General features: G+C 61.1%; 20 protein-coding genes and 2 pseudogenes. 10 read left to right on the top strand and 12 right to left on the bottom strand.

Annotation, left to right across the window (positions count from 1 at the left end):
- Positions 1-48: 48 nt before the first annotated feature.
- Both GNZ13_RS19430 and GNZ13_RS19425 read left to right on the top strand, forming a co-directional pair.
- Complete coding sequence (locus tag GNZ13_RS19430) at positions 49-1209, top strand: HlyD family efflux transporter periplasmic adaptor subunit (protein ID WP_172167248.1); 1161 nt, start codon at positions 49-51, stop codon at positions 1207-1209.
- Between the two features lie 88 nt (positions 1210-1297).
- Positions 1298-2854, top strand: a complete 1557-nt coding sequence (locus GNZ13_RS19425; RefSeq protein ID WP_172167246.1) for a DHA2 family efflux MFS transporter permease subunit — start codon at positions 1298-1300, stop codon at positions 2852-2854.
- A gap of 368 nt (positions 2855-3222) precedes the next feature.
- Here GNZ13_RS19425 and GNZ13_RS53500 read toward each other — a convergent pair whose 3' ends face one another.
- From GNZ13_RS53500 to GNZ13_RS19405, 5 genes are all read right to left on the bottom strand, one after another.
- Positions 3223-3351 (bottom strand): hypothetical protein, encoded by a 129-nt coding sequence (locus GNZ13_RS53500; RefSeq protein WP_268959170.1) that lies wholly within the window; start codon positions 3349-3351, stop codon positions 3223-3225.
- A complete protein-coding gene (locus GNZ13_RS19420; protein WP_236002087.1) occupies positions 3348-3626 on the bottom strand; it encodes a hypothetical protein in 279 nt (92 codons plus the stop codon). The genes GNZ13_RS53500 and GNZ13_RS19420 overlap by 4 nt, the downstream gene beginning before the upstream one ends.
- Positions 3627-4014: 388 nt before the next feature.
- A complete protein-coding gene (locus GNZ13_RS19415; protein ID WP_172167244.1) occupies positions 4015-4203 on the bottom strand; it encodes a hypothetical protein in 189 nt (62 codons plus the stop codon).
- Positions 4204-4325: 122 nt separating this feature from the next.
- Positions 4326-4736 carry a hypothetical protein gene (locus GNZ13_RS19410; RefSeq protein WP_172167242.1) on the bottom strand — a complete coding sequence of 137 codons (411 nt, stop codon included), beginning with the start codon at positions 4734-4736 and terminating at the stop codon, positions 4326-4328.
- A gap of 226 nt (positions 4737-4962) precedes the next feature.
- Positions 4963-5484 carry a hypothetical protein gene (locus tag GNZ13_RS19405; RefSeq protein ID WP_216674929.1) on the bottom strand — a complete coding sequence of 174 codons (522 nt, stop codon included), beginning with the start codon at positions 5482-5484 and terminating at the stop codon, positions 4963-4965.
- Positions 5485-5585: 101 nt separating this feature from the next.
- On the opposite strand from GNZ13_RS19405, the gene GNZ13_RS19400 reads away from it, so the two are divergent.
- From GNZ13_RS19400 to GNZ13_RS19390, 3 genes and pseudogenes are all read left to right on the top strand, one after another.
- Entirely contained in the window at positions 5586-5978 is a 393-nt protein-coding gene (locus GNZ13_RS19400) for a DUF1488 family protein (RefSeq protein WP_236002086.1), read from the top strand.
- Positions 5979-6073: 95 nt separating this feature from the next.
- Positions 6074-6631 (top strand): hypothetical protein, encoded by a 558-nt coding sequence (locus GNZ13_RS19395; protein ID WP_172167238.1) that lies wholly within the window; start codon positions 6074-6076, stop codon positions 6629-6631.
- Positions 6632-6709: 78 nt separating this feature from the next.
- A pseudogene (locus GNZ13_RS19390) lies at positions 6710-6898 on the top strand (PLP-dependent transferase); the annotation flags it as partial.
- 19 nt (positions 6899-6917) lie between these two features.
- Here GNZ13_RS19390 and GNZ13_RS19385 read toward each other — a convergent pair.
- From GNZ13_RS19385 to GNZ13_RS19365, 5 genes are read right to left on the bottom strand one after another with little or no spacing between them, the layout of a single operon-like run.
- Positions 6918-7259, bottom strand: coding sequence for a cytochrome C oxidase subunit IV family protein (locus GNZ13_RS19385; RefSeq protein WP_172167237.1), 342 nt, complete (start codon positions 7257-7259; stop codon positions 6918-6920).
- Positions 7260-7267: 8 nt separating this feature from the next.
- Positions 7268-7975, bottom strand: coding sequence for a heme-copper oxidase subunit III family protein (locus GNZ13_RS19380; protein ID WP_172167235.1), 708 nt, complete (start codon positions 7973-7975; stop codon positions 7268-7270).
- Positions 7972-8583, bottom strand: a complete 612-nt coding sequence (locus tag GNZ13_RS19375) for a cytochrome c oxidase subunit 3 (RefSeq protein ID WP_172167233.1) — start codon at positions 8581-8583, stop codon at positions 7972-7974. Before GNZ13_RS19375 ends, GNZ13_RS19380 begins: the two co-directional genes overlap by 4 nt.
- A complete protein-coding gene (gene ctaD / locus GNZ13_RS19370; RefSeq protein WP_172167232.1) occupies positions 8580-10334 on the bottom strand; it encodes a cytochrome c oxidase subunit I in 1755 nt (584 codons plus the stop codon). The genes GNZ13_RS19375 and ctaD overlap by 4 nt, the downstream gene beginning before the upstream one ends.
- A 13-nt stretch (positions 10335-10347) precedes the next feature.
- The gene (locus GNZ13_RS19365) at positions 10348-11496 is read right to left on the bottom strand and encodes a cytochrome c oxidase subunit II (RefSeq protein WP_172167230.1); all 1149 of its coding nucleotides are present in this window, start codon (positions 11494-11496) and stop codon (positions 10348-10350) included.
- Between the two features lie 547 nt (positions 11497-12043).
- Here GNZ13_RS19365 and GNZ13_RS19360 point away from each other — a divergent pair.
- Positions 12044-12553: a DUF1269 domain-containing protein gene (locus GNZ13_RS19360; RefSeq protein WP_172167228.1), complete on the top strand. Its 510-nt coding sequence runs from the start codon at positions 12044-12046 to the stop codon at positions 12551-12553.
- 152 nt (positions 12554-12705) lie between these two features.
- Complete coding sequence (locus GNZ13_RS19355; protein ID WP_172167226.1) at positions 12706-13068, top strand: translation initiation factor Sui1; 363 nt, start codon at positions 12706-12708, stop codon at positions 13066-13068.
- A 202-nt stretch (positions 13069-13270) separates the two neighbouring features.
- Here the strand turns inward: GNZ13_RS19355 and cynS are convergent, their stop codons facing one another.
- Together cynS and GNZ13_RS19345 are read right to left on the bottom strand one after the other, a co-directional pair.
- Entirely contained in the window at positions 13271-13741 is a 471-nt protein-coding gene (gene cynS, locus GNZ13_RS19350) for a cyanase (protein WP_172167225.1), read from the bottom strand.
- A 42-nt stretch (positions 13742-13783) separates the two neighbouring features.
- Positions 13784-14443: a carbonic anhydrase gene (locus GNZ13_RS19345; protein ID WP_172167223.1), complete on the bottom strand. Its 660-nt coding sequence runs from the start codon at positions 14441-14443 to the stop codon at positions 13784-13786.
- Positions 14444-14576: 133 nt separating this feature from the next.
- On the opposite strand from GNZ13_RS19345, the gene cynR reads away from it, so the two are divergent.
- From cynR to GNZ13_RS19330, 3 genes and pseudogenes are all read left to right on the top strand, one after another.
- Positions 14577-15533 (top strand): transcriptional regulator CynR, encoded by a 957-nt coding sequence (cynR, locus tag GNZ13_RS19340; protein WP_172167221.1) that lies wholly within the window; start codon positions 14577-14579, stop codon positions 15531-15533.
- Between the two features lie 31 nt (positions 15534-15564).
- Positions 15565-16182 carry a class I SAM-dependent methyltransferase gene (locus GNZ13_RS19335; protein WP_172167219.1) on the top strand — a complete coding sequence of 206 codons (618 nt, stop codon included), beginning with the start codon at positions 15565-15567 and terminating at the stop codon, positions 16180-16182.
- A gap of 271 nt (positions 16183-16453) precedes the next feature.
- A pseudogene (locus GNZ13_RS19330) lies at positions 16454-16576 on the top strand (IS110 family transposase); the annotation flags it as partial.

Genomic DNA, 16576 nt, shown 5'->3' with positions numbered 1-16576 from the left:
CGGGCGTAGCTGCAGGACGGCGAACCTCAAACCTTGTTGGAGCTATCGATGAATACCCCTCAGTCACAGTCGGTTAACGAGCCGGCGAAGCAACCCGGAAAACGCAAAGCGCTGCTTGCGCTGATTGTCGCTGCCCTTGGGATCGGAGGCGCTGCGTATGGTGCCTACTATTTCCTTGATGCTCGTTTCCATGTGGACACCGACGATGCATACGTCAACGGCAACGTCGTTCAAATCACGCCTCAGGTTACGGGCACCGTGATCGCAGTCAATGCGGACAACACGCAGGTCGTGAAGAAGGGCGAACCGGTCGTCCAGATCGATCCGGCCGATGCAAAGATCGCGCTGCAACAGGCGGAGGCCAATCTGGGGCAGACCGTGCGCCAGACACATGGTCTGTATGTCGACGATGACAAATATCGTGCGGAAATCGCGCAACGCCAGTCGGATCTTTCGAAGGCACAGGACGATCTGCAGCGCCGGCTTTCCACCGGCATGACGGGGGCGGTGTCGAACGAAGAAATCTCGCATGCACGCGACGCCGTCAAGTCGGCTCAGGCTGCGCTCGACGCGGCCCGCCAGCAGCTTGGCGCCAATCGCGCGTTGACCGCCAACACGTCGGTCGAGAACCACCCGGACGTACTGGCAAGCGCCGCCCACGTTCGCGACGCATACCTGGCTTATGCGCGCACCACGTTGCCGGCGCCGGTGACCGGGTATATCGCGCAGCGTACGGTTCAGGTCGGGCAGCGCGTGTCTCCCGGCACGCCGCTGATGTCCGTGGTTCCACTCGAACAGGTGTGGGTCGATGCGAACTTCAAGGAGTGGCAGCTTCGTCACATCCGGGTTGGACAACCCGTTGAGCTGACCGCCGACGTCTACGGTTCCACCGTCGTCTATCACGGCAAGGTGGTGGGCTTTACGCCGGGCACGGGATCGGCACTGGCGCTGTTGCCGGCGCAGAACGCGACCGGTAACTGGATCAAGGTGGTGCAGCGGCTGCCGGTGCGCATCGAGATTCCACCCGCGGAACTGGAAAAGCATCCGCTACGCGTGGGTCTCTCAATGAACGTGGATGTCGACGTCAAGGACCCCAATGGCGCGCAGCTCGGTACGGGATCTCCCTCGACCTACAAGACTGACGTATTCGCAAAGTATGGCGACGACGCGGATGCTGCGATCGCACACATCATTGCCGAAAACGAATGATCGTCCCCCACTGGTCGGGGGCATGTGAAAGACGCTGCGCCCCCCGCCGTGCCCCTATCGCCAGACACACAATCGCCAGACCTTCACCATGACCACCAACCATCCGAATCACCCCCCGCTTACGGGGGCGACACTCGCCTTGGGCTCGCTTAGCGTGGGCCTCGCGGGCTTCATGACAGTGCTTGATTCATCGATCGCCAACGTTGCTATTCCGACCATCTCGGGAAACCTGGGCGTATCGGTCGATGAAGGCACGTGGGTTATCACTGTATTTGCTGCTGCGAATGCAATCGCGATTCCGTTGACCGGCTGGTTGACCCAGCGGCTGGGTCAGGTTCGCCTGTTCGTCGGTTCAATCCTGCTGTTTGTATTCGCGTCGTGGTTGTGCGGCATTGCGCCCACACTGCCGATCCTGCTTCTTGCACGCGTGCTGCAGGGAGCCGTGGCCGGACCGCTGATTCCGATGTCCCAGGCACTGCTGCTCAGTTCGTGGCCAAAGGCGAAATCCTCGCTGGCACTCTCGCTATTCTCAATGATTGTGGTGACGGGGCCGATTGTGGGGCCGGCGCTCGGCGGTTGGGTGACGGACAGCTACAGCTGGTCATGGATCTTCTATATCAACATTCCGGTCGGGCTGTTCGCTGCCGCGATGGTCTGGATTCTCTATCGCAAGCGCGATACACCGGCCAAAAAGCTGCCAATCGACGTTGTCGGGCTGCTGCTGCTGATCGTCTGGGTAGCGTCGCTCCAGGTGATGCTGGACAAGGGCAAGGACCTTGACTGGTTCTCTTCGAACACGATCATCATTCTGACTATCGTTGCAGCAGTGGGCCTTGCGCTCTTCATTGTCTGGGAGCTAACGGAGAAAAACCCTATCGTCGACCTTACCCTCTTCAAGCAGCGCAACTTTCTTGGAGGCACGGTTTCGATTGCTGTCGCGTATGGCATCTTCTTCGGAACGCTGGTATTGCTTCCGCAGTGGATGCAAGAGTACCTGGGTTATCGGGCTGTTGATGCGGGGCTCGCGACGGCGCCGCTGGGCATCTTCGCGGTGATCGGCGCACCGATCATGGGTAAGATCCTGCCGCGTTCCGATGCGCGCATCATCGGCACGTTTGCGTTTATCGGCTTCGCGATCGTCTACTACATGCGCTCGTATTTCTACACGGATCTCAGCGAAGGGTACATTATCCTGCCGACCCTGCTGCAGGGTATTCCGATGGCGCTGTTCTTCGCGCCGCTGACCGTGATCATCCTGTCAGGGCAACCGCCCGAAAAGGTGCCAGCCGCCGCAGGCCTGTCCACCTTCGGACGCATGTTCTTTGGCGGCATCGGCACCTCGCTGGCGGGCGTCGTGTGGAACAACCGAACGATCATGCACCATGAAATCCTGACGCAGCAGTCGAGTCCGACCAACCCGATCTTCAATGCGCAGATGAACACCTACCATTCGGTGCTTGGCCTGGGCCAGCAAGCATCGTATGCGTTGTTCGATCATACAGTGCAGTCGCAGGCCGCCATGTTAGGGCTGAATGACGTGTTCTACGGCGCTGCGATCATCATGATTATCATTATCCCGCTCATCTGGATCACGAGGCCTGGCAAGGCTGGCGGTTCGAGTGACGCGGCCGCGGGCGCGCACTGAAAGACGGCTGGGGCACCTACCGGGAACGACTCAGGTTGTCCGGGCCAGCTGGCGCGATTGTGTCGTGGTCGGAGGGCTGAATATTCCGCACCCTGCGGAATTCGCCCTCTGAGCCTGGGACGTTGCCATGGCAAACGTGCCAGGTGCTTTTCGATTGGCCAATGGTGTGCGGATCACCAGATCTTCGTCGAATACCGGAAGTGGGTCGGCCAAAGAAGTTCGTCAAGCGTCCTGATGCAATCACATTGAGGCGTTCAACCTGTCCGTGGGCGTTGGACGGACCGTAGAGTCGCGATCCCCGACCGGCAGAGTACGGTCGAGGGTGTGTGAAAACGCGTGCTGAATGCGGCGTTCTAAAAATCAACCCTTCAGATCGCGCCGTATTGGCTTGCCGGCAACTCGGGAAGGGTAAAAAGACACCCGAAAACCGAGTACTTTTGTGAGAAGCCGCTGATCTGGTGATCGAGCGTATCGTAAACCGTCACCTTGCCGTTCACTTCGATCGCCAGGCGCCAGAGGCGCCGGGGGCCGGCGGAACGAACAGACTCACCGGTCCGACCGGTCCGGCTGCAGTCTCCTGCTGGTTGCTGCCACCGTAACCAGCGCTCTGCTGTTGTTGCTGGCCGCCGCCGTCGTTGCCCTGTTGCTGAGTACCCTGGCTCTGCGACTGGATCACAGACTCCAGCATGCTCATCACGGCATCCGTGCTGAACCCATGTCGCTGGGCTACTTCTTCTATCAATTGCTGGCCGGCGGGGGTGAGTTTTCGCATGGTGATCCACTCATAGTTTCTTCCGACACCGGGTTATATAAACCGCAGCGCCGCCTGCTCGGTGCCGGACGGGGCAATTCAGCGAGGATCGCGAAAATCAGGCAACGTGGCTGGGGAACAGTTCAGTGCACCGGTGCCAACGCAGCAGCGAATTTCGAAGTATTCGCAAGCCACGTAGATCGCGCCTGCGGACAGGGAGAAAGAGGTTCGCATCGCCTTCCAGCGTCGACTCGCGGACCGCGAGATTCTGGCGCAATATAAGGGTGCGGCAACCGTCGACGAAGACGGAGGCAGGCGTGGCAAACTCCACTAGGGTCGAGCTGTTTTGTCGGTTATTCCTTGGTCTCTTTGTGGGCTTTTTTTGCATAACAGCCGCCCTTTTCGTGCGTTACATGTCGGCGAACCAGCTGCCGCAAGTAACCGTCGTGCAGTTGAAAAGCGCATCACAAGCCTTGTCGGGAAGCGCCCCGGCAGTCCCATTCTCATCCGCTTCCCAATACCAACCGACAACGCCTTCGCTAGATACTGAGGAAAAGACACTCATTGCGTCGTCGGCCTCCACTATCGTCACGTTCATCGTGGCTGCGGTGACTAACTTCCTAAGCTGGCGGAAGGGCAAGGCGAGGGCGACCAAAGAAATGCGGGACGCGTCCCGCTAGTTCCTCGAACTGGAGAGGTTGCGACTCGACCCGCGCGTCGTCAGCCGTGCGACTTGGTACGGATGCCGCCCACGCCGACCTTGCCACGCTCGACACGGCCGGTTTTGCTATGCGCCGAACTGCTAGGGCGCAGCCTCTTCCTGGAGACGGCCGTGAACGTCACCTGATCTGCAGGGTAGTAAGTCGCCCTGTGCACCGCTGCGTGATAGGCCGGATGGACCGGGTTGAGGGCGAGCTTGACAGTTTTCACGCCGTAAAATTTTCCACTGCCCTTGATTACGTCCCCCAGCGGAACCGACAGCGATTTGCCACACGGCGCAGGGGCGTTCCCGGACCCGATCTGGTCGAACCAGGCGTCCGCGCGCACGACCGCATACTTGACGCCGTTGACGGTGACATATGTCGCTTTCTCGCCGAGCTCGTAGTTGGGATCCTTGACTTCGATTGCCATCGATGGACGCCTCCTCGGACGATACCGACACTAAATCGTTGGCTACCTTCACCCGTTTCCGTTGCAGCCCCTTGGCGCGGTGCACGGTCGAGATCACGTAGTCGGCGTCTGTCGCGGGCATAACTCGCCGCGCCAGCTCTCGAAGATAGGCGGTGCCACACTCGTCGACGATTCGCACAATTGGTAGTAAGTCGCGCCCGACCGCGTCGATCAGCACGGCACCGGACTACGACGGGCCGCCCGCGTCCGCCTTGACCCTGCGGGATGTGTTGCGCTCCAGTCTCATGTACAGGTTCGCCGCCACGATACCGAAGACGATGTGAACGAACAGGCTGGCCCCGTTGCGCGCTTCTGCGAACCACGGAAAAAACCGTGTCATGCCGTAGAAATTAATCAGGTAAACGGCTACAGCGAAAGCGCCACCCGCCAGTGAAGCCATCCCCATGCTCGAGTCAAGGTTGAATGACGTCATGATCAGACCGAGGATAAGCGCCAATATGATGGCAAGGGCAAAATGCACCACAAAGGCCGCGAGCACGATGCCAATTGAGAATGCTTGCGGCGATTGCAATGCGCCTCGTCCCAGCATGATCGCGGCGACCATGCGTGGGGGCTCCAGCAGACTTCCGCCCGTCGTCAGTACCATCAGGATAACCCCTAACGCCAGGAACACAGCGCCCGCGATGACGCCTGCCAGCACGGCTGCCCGCCAGTCGGGCTGGCCGTGTGTGAAATGATGGGAATCCATGTGAAGTTGCACAATTTCTCTCCCGATTGATTCGGATAATTCATTCTAGTCCTCCATCTCGTGAGACTGATAGCGCCGCATGGCTATCGCCACCCCGACGGATGATCCGCGTTCTGGCGACGACGTGGCGTGATGAACTGTACGTGCAAGAGACCCTTGAGGCACGTCAGTTGCTGAGAGGTAGGAGAGTTGTCCGCGGCAGACCTGTCAGCGGATCGATAATTAAGCTTTTAGCTCGCAGTGGAGGATCAAATGCCTGCGAAATCGAAAGCACAACAGATGGCTGCGCAATTACCGCCGAGGCGCTGGAAGATCATTTCGGCGCCCATTCCGCGCTGGAATCCGCCTTAATGGCTGCTTTCGACAACGGCCGCAATCGTATCCGTTCGGTTTGCGCGGAAGCGATCGACCAGAACGGCGGCAAAGGCGTAGTGTTACATAGCGGACTGTTCAGAGTGGATGGCATGGAACCCGATCGCGGCACCACGGCATAGTCCCGGCGCGTGCCACCGCATGCACCTGTGCCTCGGCGCGGGTGAGGTGGGGCGGCATAGTCTGCAACCGCTAGTCAACGATGGAAGGAGGCGACATGTCACTCATCGTCGCAGCACGCTTTACGACATTCCCCGCCGCTGAAGACGCGGCGCAACGGCTCTTCAATGCCGGTTTCGTCGAGGAGGACGTCACACTGTTTTTCGTCAATCCGCCCGGCCAGCACGCACGTTTTCAGCCCGGCGGCAATACCAGCGACGACGCAAACTGTAGGGAGGCGCCGAAGGGTGCCGAGATAGGCGTCACGATTGGCGCAGCTGTTGGCGCCGTGGTCGGCGTCGGGATCTTCGCGGCGTTTTCGGCGCCGCTTATCGTGTCGCTGGTCGCGGCCGGGGTGAGTGCGTATGTCGGTGCATTGGTCGGCGCGATGGTGCGCACGCGTGAAGCCAGCGACGAAGAAACCCGTGAATGCGGCGTGCTGGTGGCCGTACACGTGTCGCCGGACAGCCAGTTGGACGCCGCACGGGTGCTGCGCGATGCGGGAGGCGCGGCGATCGAACGCGCGACCGGCCGCTGGCAACAAGGTCGGTGGGCCGACTTCGATCCGCTCAAGCAGCCTGTGCCGCTCAACGAATTCAGTGAGAAGCACGCCTGATTTGAAGGTGTTTTTCGCTGAGATTTTCAGCGAGCCAGGAAACAAAAACGGCCCGGCATTTGTCGGGTCGTTTTGTAAACGCACCTAGGCGACACGCGCACGCTGGTGATTCCGGTTGCGCCGACCATCTACTGGGAAATGGGCCCCGAGCGTCGCGCGTCGATGGGCATTGCCGATTCGCTGGTGCGCGTCTCGGTCGGCATTGAAGACGAAGCCGACCTGCTGACTGATTTCACCCAGGCGCTGGACGCAACGGCCGTCGCCTGAGGAACGGTCGGCGAAGGGGTCAGTGGAAGAAGAGTTCCCGCATGCCGAAGGTGTGATGCGCTTCGGCAGCCATCAGCACCAGCAGCACCAGCAGGCACAGGGGCGGTATCAGGATGGCGTACACCAGCGCCAGCCGCTCCCACATCATGTGCATGAAAATCGACACGATCAGCCCGGCCTTGGCGATCATGAGCACGACGATCAGCGCCCAGCGCAGCAGGCCCTGCACGTGGAAGTAATCCACCATGTACGACATCGTGCTCAGTACGAACAGCAGGCCCCAGATCTTCAGGTAGATGCCGATCGGATGCTGCTGGCCGTGCGCGGCGTCGGGTCGATGGGCGGGATCGGTGTGATCCATGGTCTGCCTCACCACAAATAGAACAGCGCAAAGATGAACACCCACACCAGGTCGACGAAGTGCCAGTACAAGCCGGCAATCTCCACGATCTGGAAGTTGCCGTGCTCGGTGAACCCCGGCTGCAGGATCTTGCGTGCGATCAGCAGCAGGTAGATCACGCCGCAGCTCACGTGAAAGCCGTGGAACCCGGTGATCATGAAGAAGCACGCGCCAAACTGCGCCGCGCCCATCGGGTTGCCCCAGGGGCGGATACCTTCATGGACGATCAGCTTGGTCCATTCGAAGGCCTGCATCGACACGAAGGTCGCGCCCAGCAGCGCGGTCGCCAGCAACAGTGCGGCGGCGCGCTTTGCGTTGCGCCGGTAGCCAAAGTTGACAGCCATCGCCATGGTGCCGCTGCTGCTGATCAGGGTGAACGTCATGATGGCGATCAGCAGCAAGGGCACATCCACGCCGCCCACAGTGAGCGCGAACACCTTGGAAGGGTCGGGCCACGGCACCGTGGTCGACATGCGCACCGTCATGTAGCCGATCAGGAAGCTGCTGAAGATGAAGGTGTCCGACAGCAGGAAGATCCACATCATCGCCTTGCCCCACGGCACCTTGAAGGCTTCGCGGTCGGCCGACCAGTCCGTGACGATGCCGCGCCAGCCGTCAGGTCCGGCGTCAGTGGGCGTGGTGGCAGCGGATTCGGTGGGGAGCGTGGGCGTGGTCATGGCGCGGCTCCATACAGCGGCCCGCAGATGGCTGCGACGAACTCAGGGGTGATCCACCACATCGCCGCCAGCAGCACGAGCCAGACAGCCAGCAGGAAATGCCAGTAGATGGCACACAGTACGATGGCGCGCTGGGCTCGGAAGGGGTCCCCGCGCTGGAGACGCGCGATCGTCACCGCCCAGGCCACCAGCCCGCCCAGCACATGCAACCCGTGCAGGCCGGTGAGCAGGTAGAGGAAGCTATTGGAAGGATTGACGGTGACGGTCTGCCCGGCCGCCGACAGCATGCGCCAGGCGGTCAGTTGTCCGATCACGAAAACGGCCGCTAGCACGCCGCCGGACACCAGCCACGCAGCGCGGTGCAAGGTCATCTGCCGGGCACGCTGCATGGCAATGCTTGCCAGCGCCAGCGCGCCGGTGTTCCACCACAGCAGCAACGGATGCGGGATCGGCTGCCAGTCGGGCTCGCGCATGCGCATTGCATAGGCGAACAGCAGCAGTGAAAACAATGTCGTTGCCACCGCCATGAAGACGATCAGGCCGATGCGGCTCGCATTCGGCAAGACAGGTGGCGCGTCAGGAACGAAGGGGCGGGGCAGTGTGGTCATTCGCGTGTCTCGCCGGGTTGAAGCGTCGGGTGGGCCGGTTCAGGCGCCGTCGCAGGCGGCTGGTTTTGCGGGACGAAGTCTTCTTTGTGCCCCGGCGGGCTGTATTCGTACGCCCAGCGGTAGACGACGGGCGGCGCGGCGCCCCAGTTGCCGTGCACTGGCGGCGTTTGCGGCGTCTGCCATTCCAGCGTGGTGGCCCGCCACGGGTTGCTGTCGGCACGCTTGCCGCGCACCAGGCTCCACGCCAGGTTGTACAAGAACAGCAACTGCGCCGCCGCAACGATCAGCGCAACGACGGTGATGAAGGTGTTGAGCTTCTGCGCCGAAGGTGGAATGAAGCTGTAGCCCTCATACGCGTAATACCGCCGCGGCATGCCCAGGATGCCGAGATAGTGCATCGGGAAGTAGATCGCATAGGTGCCGAGGAAGGTAACCCAGAAGTGCACGCGCCCGAGCGTGTCGTTGAGCATGCGGCCCGTCACCTTCGGATACCAGTGGTACATGCCGCCAAACACCACAAGGATCGGCGACACGGCCATCACCATATGGAAGTGCGCCACCACGAAGTACGTGTTCGACAGCGGAATGTCCACGCTCACGTTGCCGAGGTAGAGCCCGGTCAGCCCACCCAGGACGAAGGTGCTGATGAAGCCGATGGCAAACAGCATGGGCACGGTCAGGTGGATATCGCCGCGCCACAGCGTCAGCACCCAGTTGTAGACCTTGAGGGCGGTCGGGATGGCGATGATGAGCGTGGTGGTGGCAAAGAAGAAGCCGAAGTACGGATTCATGCCGGCGACGAACATGTGGTGCGCCCAGACCACGAAGCTCAACGCACCGATGATGATGATGGCCCACACCATCATCTTGTAGCCGAAGATGCTCTTGCGCGCGTGCGTGCTGATGAGGTCCGACACGATGCCAAAGGCCGGCAGCGCGACGATGTAGACCTCCGGATGCCCGAAGAACCAGAACAGGTGCTGGAACAGCAGCGGGCTGCCGCCGGCATGCTTGAGCGTCTGCCCCATCGACACCACGGCCGGTATGAAGAAGCTGGTGCCGAGTGTCTTGTCGAGCAGCATCATCACCGCCGACACGAACAGCGCCGGAAACGCCAGCAGCGCCATGATGGTCGCCACGAAGATGCCCCACACCGTGAGCGGCATGCGCATGAGCGTCATGCCGCGCGTGCGCGCCTGCAGCGTGGTGGTGACGTAATTCAAGCCGCCCATCGTTGTCGCGACGATGAAGATCGCCAGCGACACCAGCATCAACACGATGCCCCATTCCACGCCCGGCGTGCCCGGCAGGATGGCTTGGGGTGGATACAGCGTCCAGCCCGCGCCGGTCGGCCCGCCTGGCACAAAGAAGCTCGCCATCAGCACCAGCACGGCCAGCAGGTAGACCCAGTAGCTCAGCATGTTGAGAAACGGGAACACCATGTCGCGGGCGCCCAGCATCAGCGGGATCAGGTAGTTGCCGAAGCCGCCCAGAAACAGCGCCGTCAGCAGGTAGATCACCATGATCATCCCGTGCATGGTGACGAACTGGTAGTAGTGGTTGGCGTCGATGAAACTGAACTTGCCCGGAAAACCGAGCTGCAACCGCATCAGGTCCGACAACACAAGGCCGACCAGGCCGACGGCGATGGCCGTCAGCGAATACTGCACGGCGATGACCTTGTGGTCCTGGCTCCAGACATAACGGGTCCAGAAGCTTTGCTGGGCGTGGTTGGTGTGCGCGTAGGGCATTGCGTCTGCTCCGCTAGGGTTTGGCTGCGCTGATGGCGGCCGGGCCGCCTTGCGATTCGATGTAGGCCACCAGCGCGGTCAGCTCCTGCTCGCTCAGGTCGAAGGTCGGCATGATGGGTGCGAAGCCCTTCACGACGCGGGCCTTCGGATCGCGGATGAAGGCGCGCAGATAGGCTTCGTCCACCTTCGCGGTGCTGCCGCCGGCCATCGTTTCGGTCTTGCCGTACAGGCCCTTCCAGGTGGGGCCCACGCGCGGACTGCCGTCCACGGTATGGCAGGCGAAGCAGCCCTTGGCCTCTGCGAGCGTCTTGCCCTGGTCAGCAAGCGCCTGGGCGCTGCCGCCTGCAGCGGCGGGTGCGGCCTGCACCCTGGCCTGCTGCCGCTGCGCGAACGTGCTCTGCTTCGCCAGCCAGTGCGAGAACGATGCTTCGTCTTCCACCACCACCACGCCGCGCATGTTGGAGTGCCCGATACCGCAAAGCTGCGCGCACATGATGTCGTAACGCCCTGCCTTGGTCGGCGTGAACCAGAAGGTCGTCACCATGCCGGGCACCATGTTCATGCGCGCACGGAACGGCGGTACGTAGAAGTCGTGCAGCACGTCGAGCGACCGTGTCAAGACCTGGATCGGCCGGTTGAGCGGCAGGTGTACCTCGGGCGTCTCGATCAGGTAGTTGTCACGGCCGTTGGGGTCGCCGGGGTTCAGGCCGAAGGGGTTGTCGTTGCTGATGTAGCGCACGTCCGTCGTGCCCAGCTTGCCTCCGGGGCCGGCAAAGCGGAAGCGCCATTGCCATTGCTGGCCGAGCACTTCCATCTGCAGCACGTTGGGCGGCGGCCGTACGAAGTCTGCGTAGACGAAGAGCCCCGGTGCCAGCAACGCTGCCACGCCGACAGTGGTCAGGCCGATCAGCCACCATTCCAGCCGCTTGTTGTGCGGCTCGTAAGCAGCGCGATGACCCCTGCGGTTGCGGTAGCGCACCAGTGCGATCACGATGAACAGGTTGATCGCGATGAAGAGCGCGCCGGTAATGACGAGCGTGATCGTCAGCATGTCGTCCATGCGCACCCAGTTCGAGGCGATCGGCGTGATCCACCAGGGACTGGCAAAGTGAAACCCCACCGCCAATACGATGATCAGGATCAGGGCAATCGCAAGCGACATAGGCCACCTCGCTGCGTGTCACTCGTTGGAGCCGCTAACAAAACGCTCCTGGCGTCGTTGTGCCGCCTTGCCGTACTTCGGTACTGTCTGCGCCGGCACGTCTATAGAGCAAAGGTAGTCCTCTCCTCTGCATCGTGCAAGGCAGCGCAAGGGGGAAGCGCGCCCCATATACGGATCGCGCGAATGGAGGAGTCATTTGCTGCGATGCAATGCAAAACGGCCGCCTCCAGCATTGGTTGCCGAGGCGGCCGTCTCCCGAGGGCGCCGGGTGTTTAGGGTCTGTTCACGTGTGCGACGTGCGCCCGCAAGGGAAATTTGGGTCGCAGGGCTAGGCGTGGACGACGCTCACGCAGGATCGTGACCATCTGCTCGTCGGTAAACCGGCTCTTCTTCATGACTTCCATTCTCCGTTGGAAGCCATTCTCTCAAGTTTCAGCTGGTCCGAAAATTCCAGGGCAGGTCACCTACGCCCCCTGATTGCCTGCGGCAGGCGTACGATAAACAGCATCGACCCGTTGGGGGAATGCTTGATTGATGGAGAGCCGACATGAGACGTCTTTATTTCCTCGTACCTGACTCGACGACGGCGAAGGCGATCGTAGACGACTTGCTGCGGGCGCGGATCACATGGCGACATATCCATGTCCTCGCGAATCACAGTGTCGCACTCGAACAGTTACCCGAGGCATCCTTGCTGCAAAGCAGCGACGTCGTGCACTCGCTCGAACGCGGCGTGGCGCTCGGCGGTGCGACCGGCGCGCTTCTCGGCCTCGTGGCACTGGTGTTTCCTCCCGCGGAGCTCACAATTGCGGGCGGAGCCGTCGTAGCACTGACGTTGGCAGGTGCCGGCTTCGGGGCCTGGACGGCCTCGATGATCGGCGTCGACGAACCGAATGCACGACTCGAGCGCTTTCGTGGCGCCATACGTGACGGCCAGCTCTTGATTATGGCCGACGTGCCTGGATCGCGCGAACATGAGATCGAGCAGATGGTCGCGCAGCATTTTCCGGAGGCCGATCTCGAAGGCGCGGAGCCCACGACACCGATCTTCCCCTGAGAAGCAGTCGAGACGAGGTCATCGGCGCCCCCTTTGGGTCGTTGGACGTCGGAAATTCGGCATGAGACCGGACTTGGCCAGAGGCGGCTGCTAAGGCACACCTGCTAAACTCGTCCCGATTCCCGACTTAAGGGTCTTTGAGTAAGCCAATCATGAAGAGTAGTCCAAAAGGCGGCCTTGTCTATTCCACCGATGGCGGGCGGATGTGTCCCGAATGCCGGCAGGCGCTCGCGGAATGTGTCTGCAAGACGGTCGCCAAGACACTACCGGTAGGTGATGGCGTAGTGCGAGTGACTCGCGAGACCAAAGGCCGGGGCGGGAAGAGCGTGACGCTCCTTAAAGGGCTGGCGCTGGATCCTCCTGCCTTGGCGTTGCTAGGCAAGCAGTTGCGCACGGCCTGCGGTTCTGGTGGAACAGTCAAGGATGGTGTGATTGAAGTGCAGGGTGACCATTGCGAGCGGGTCATCGAAGCGCTCAAAAAGTACGGCTACAACGCGAAGCGGGCCGGGGGCTAATCGCTTCAATGAGCGGCGGCGCGATGAGTTCAATGGACCGCGTGCGCTGGCCGGAGCCCGCTACCGCGCGAGCGGTTTCGTTCTCCATCGAGGAAAAGAGTTTGGCGAGTGCGCCTGAAGCTTTCATGGCTTCAATTGGATAATATGTATTCCGAAGCAATATATCGGGAGTCGTTCCCGTAAAAACGACTCCTGTGCCGCCTCAGAACGGCTTGGTCGGCAAATACTTTCCGTCGAGTGTGATCACGGCACGCGAGCCCCCTTCCGGATCGTCGACTTTCTTGATGTCGAGCTTGAAATTGATTGCGCTGATGACGCCGTCGCCGAACTTCTCATGAACCAGCGCCTTTAGCGTCGAACCGTAAATCTGCACCATCTCGTAGAACCGGTAGATCGTCGGATCGGTCGGCACGCCGCCCGGGATGCTGCCGCGCACCGGAATCGTCTGCAGCAGGCGCGCCGCGTCTTCGCCCATGTCCAGCTTGTCGGCCACGACCTTGGCGGCGTCCGCCGGCAGCGGATGCTGGCCGAGCAGCGCGGCGGTGACGAACGCGAGGCTGAGGCCAGTGCCTTCGTTGATCTGTTCGAACGTCAGGTTCTTGCGGACCTTCGCGTCGATGATCGCGTCGGCCAGGACTTCACGGGGGGCCTGGCTGTATTGAGATTGCGTCATGATCTTGCTCCTTGAGATGGAATGAAGTTAAAAAGCAGTGGTTCAGGCAGCGAGGTTGAGTCGAGCCGGGGTTGCACAAACTTGCGGATGTTCCGCGAGAGAAACGAAGCGGTTCGTCGTGCCGTCGAGCGTATCGATCGAGCCGGTCTCGATGTCGTACACCCAGCCGTGCAGGGCCAGATGTCCTTGTTCGAGCGCGAGCCGCACGGAGGGATGAGTCTTGATGTTGGCAAGCTGGGCCACCACGTTTTCTCGGACCATCGAGTCGACCCGGTCCCGTTCGCTCTTGTGCTCGCGCGCCTCGTTGACGACTTTCGCGGAATCCGCGTAGTGCAGCCAATTGCGCACGGCCGGCATGTGGTCCATGCACTTGCAGGTGGCGATGGCCGTCATCGCACCGCAATCGGAGTGACCGCAGATCACCACATCGGTGACACCGAGCGCCGCGACCGCGTATTCGATCGTGGCGGACACGCCGCCCGGTTCCGGGCCGTACGACGGCACGATGTTGCCGGCGTTACGGATCACGAACAGGTCGCCCGGTTCGCGCTGCGTGACGAGTTCCGGTACGAGCCGGCTGTCCGAGCACGAGATGAACAAGGTGCGCGGGTGCTGGCTCGTGGCCAGCTGCCTGAAAAGCTCGGAGCGCTGCGGAAACGCGTCGCGCTGGAACTTCAGGAAGCCGTCAATGATTTCTTGCATGTTTCGCTCCATCGGGGTTAGTCACGGGGGTTATTGCGAACCGATGGACGAAGAATGCGCCGATCCAGTTATAGCGTCCAAGACCGGTTTATTATTCGTGCTATAGGCAAAACCAATAGTTTGGAGGGACTCCATGCTGCTCCGGCACATCCGTTACTTTCTGGCGGTCGCGGAACACCGCAATTTCACGCGCGCGGCCGAGGCGCTGCACGTGTCGCAGCCGACGCTGTCGCAACAGATCAGGCAGCTTGAGGACACGCTGCGCGTGCAGTTGCTCGACCGGTCCGGCCGGACGATCCAGCTGACCGACGCCGGCGCGGCCTATGTGCGCTACGCGCAGCGTGCGCTGCAAGACCTGGAGGCTGGAAAGCGGGCGATCCACGACGTGCAGGAATTGAGCCGCGGCTCGCTGCGCCTTGCCATGACCCCGACGTTCACCGCCTACCTGATCGGCCCGTTGCTGGAGAAGTACAACCGTCGCTATCCGAACATCACGGCGAGCATTCTCGAAATGCCGCAGGACCGGATGGAGGCATTGTTGAACGAAGATGAGCTCGATGTCGGCATCGCGTTCAACGATACGCACTCCCCCGACGTCGAGACCCAGGTTCTTTTCGTCGAAGCCCTGGCGATGGTGGTCGGCAAATCCCATCCACATGCGAAGAAGCGCGCAGCGTTGACGCTTCGCGAGTTCGAAAGCGAAGCGCTCGTACTGCTCAACGAAGAGTTTGCTACCCGCCACCACATCGATCGATATTGCCAACAGAATGGCGTCGCGCCGCGCATTGCGATGGAGGTCAATTCGATCAGCGCGGCTATCGAGATCGTGCGGCGTAGCGCGCTCGCAACGCTGCTACCGGCCGCGATCGCGCGCGCACACAGCGAACTGTGTCTGGTGGACCTTAAGCCGGCGCTGCCGCAGCGAACCGCTGCGTTGCTACTGCGCAAAGGCGCATATCGAACCGCGGCAGCGCGGGCATTCATCGCGCTTGCGCTTGAGGAAAGCGGGGCTGAACTATTCGAAACGGCCGAATCGAAACGGAGCACCGGATTGAAGTTGAGCGCAAAATACAGGGTATGCAGGCGTTAAGGCCGGGCGAACCAAACTCACGGGAGATGCGATGCAATCGAAGACTCATTGGGAACACATCTACACGGCGAAATCGTCGACCGAAGTAAGCTGGTATCAGCCGCACGCGACGCTGTCGCTGGGTCTGATTCAACGAATCGGCATCGGACCGGATGCGGCGATCATCGATGTCGGCGGCGGTGCTTCGACGTTGACCGACGATCTGATCGCTCACGGCTACCGCAACCTTTCCGTGCTGGATCTCTCCGGTGAAGCGCTGGCCGTGGCGCGTCAGCGGCTCGGACAGAAATCCGGGCTCGTGCAGTGGATCGAAGCTGATGTCACTTCTGCACCATTGCCAGAGCGGTTCTTCGATGTCTGGCATGACCGGGCGGTGTTTCACTTCCTCACAGACGAGGCCGACCGCCGCGCGTATGTTGATCAGGTAATGCGGGCGGTTAAGCCTGGTGGTCACGTGATCGTCGCCACCTTTGCTCCTGACGGACCCGCTGAGTGCAGCGGTCTTCCCGTAGTCCAGTACGACGCGGATTCTCTACACGGTGAATTTGGCCCGGCATTCGAGCTGGTCGAACACGACGAAGAAGCGCACGTCACGCCGACAGGGCGCATCCAGCATTTCATCTATTGCCACTGCGTTAAACCGCATTGAGTTGAATCTGTCACCACCGTCGGGAAGCCACATGTCGATTCAATAAAGGTGTGCTTACGTTCGGTCGATAGCAAAGCCGCTCCACACCTCGATCGCAGTCCGCGACCGCCTCCAGTGGCGACTTCCATCGGCAGGATTTCGGCGTCGGTCAGCTCTTGCGCCTTATAAAATAAGGCGTGAAGCTGCTGCATCCCGGGCATGCGAGGTCGTTAGTTCGACTTCACCGCCTATGTGAGCGCGGTCATCAAGGCGGCCGACGAAGCGCTGCGTCGTGAAGCTTACGCCAGTTGGGATTGACATTGCAAAGTCGGTTTTTCAGGTCCACTACGTCGATCAGGAAACCGGAGAAATCGTGAACAAGCCGATCAAGCGGGCAAAGTTTCTCGAGTACTTC

The sequence above is a fragment of the Paraburkholderia elongata genome, from assembly GCF_013177735.1.
Taxonomy (GTDB): domain Bacteria; phylum Pseudomonadota; class Gammaproteobacteria; order Burkholderiales; family Burkholderiaceae; genus Paraburkholderia; species Paraburkholderia elongata.
This window is presented reverse-complemented; position numbering and strand designations above follow the sequence as displayed.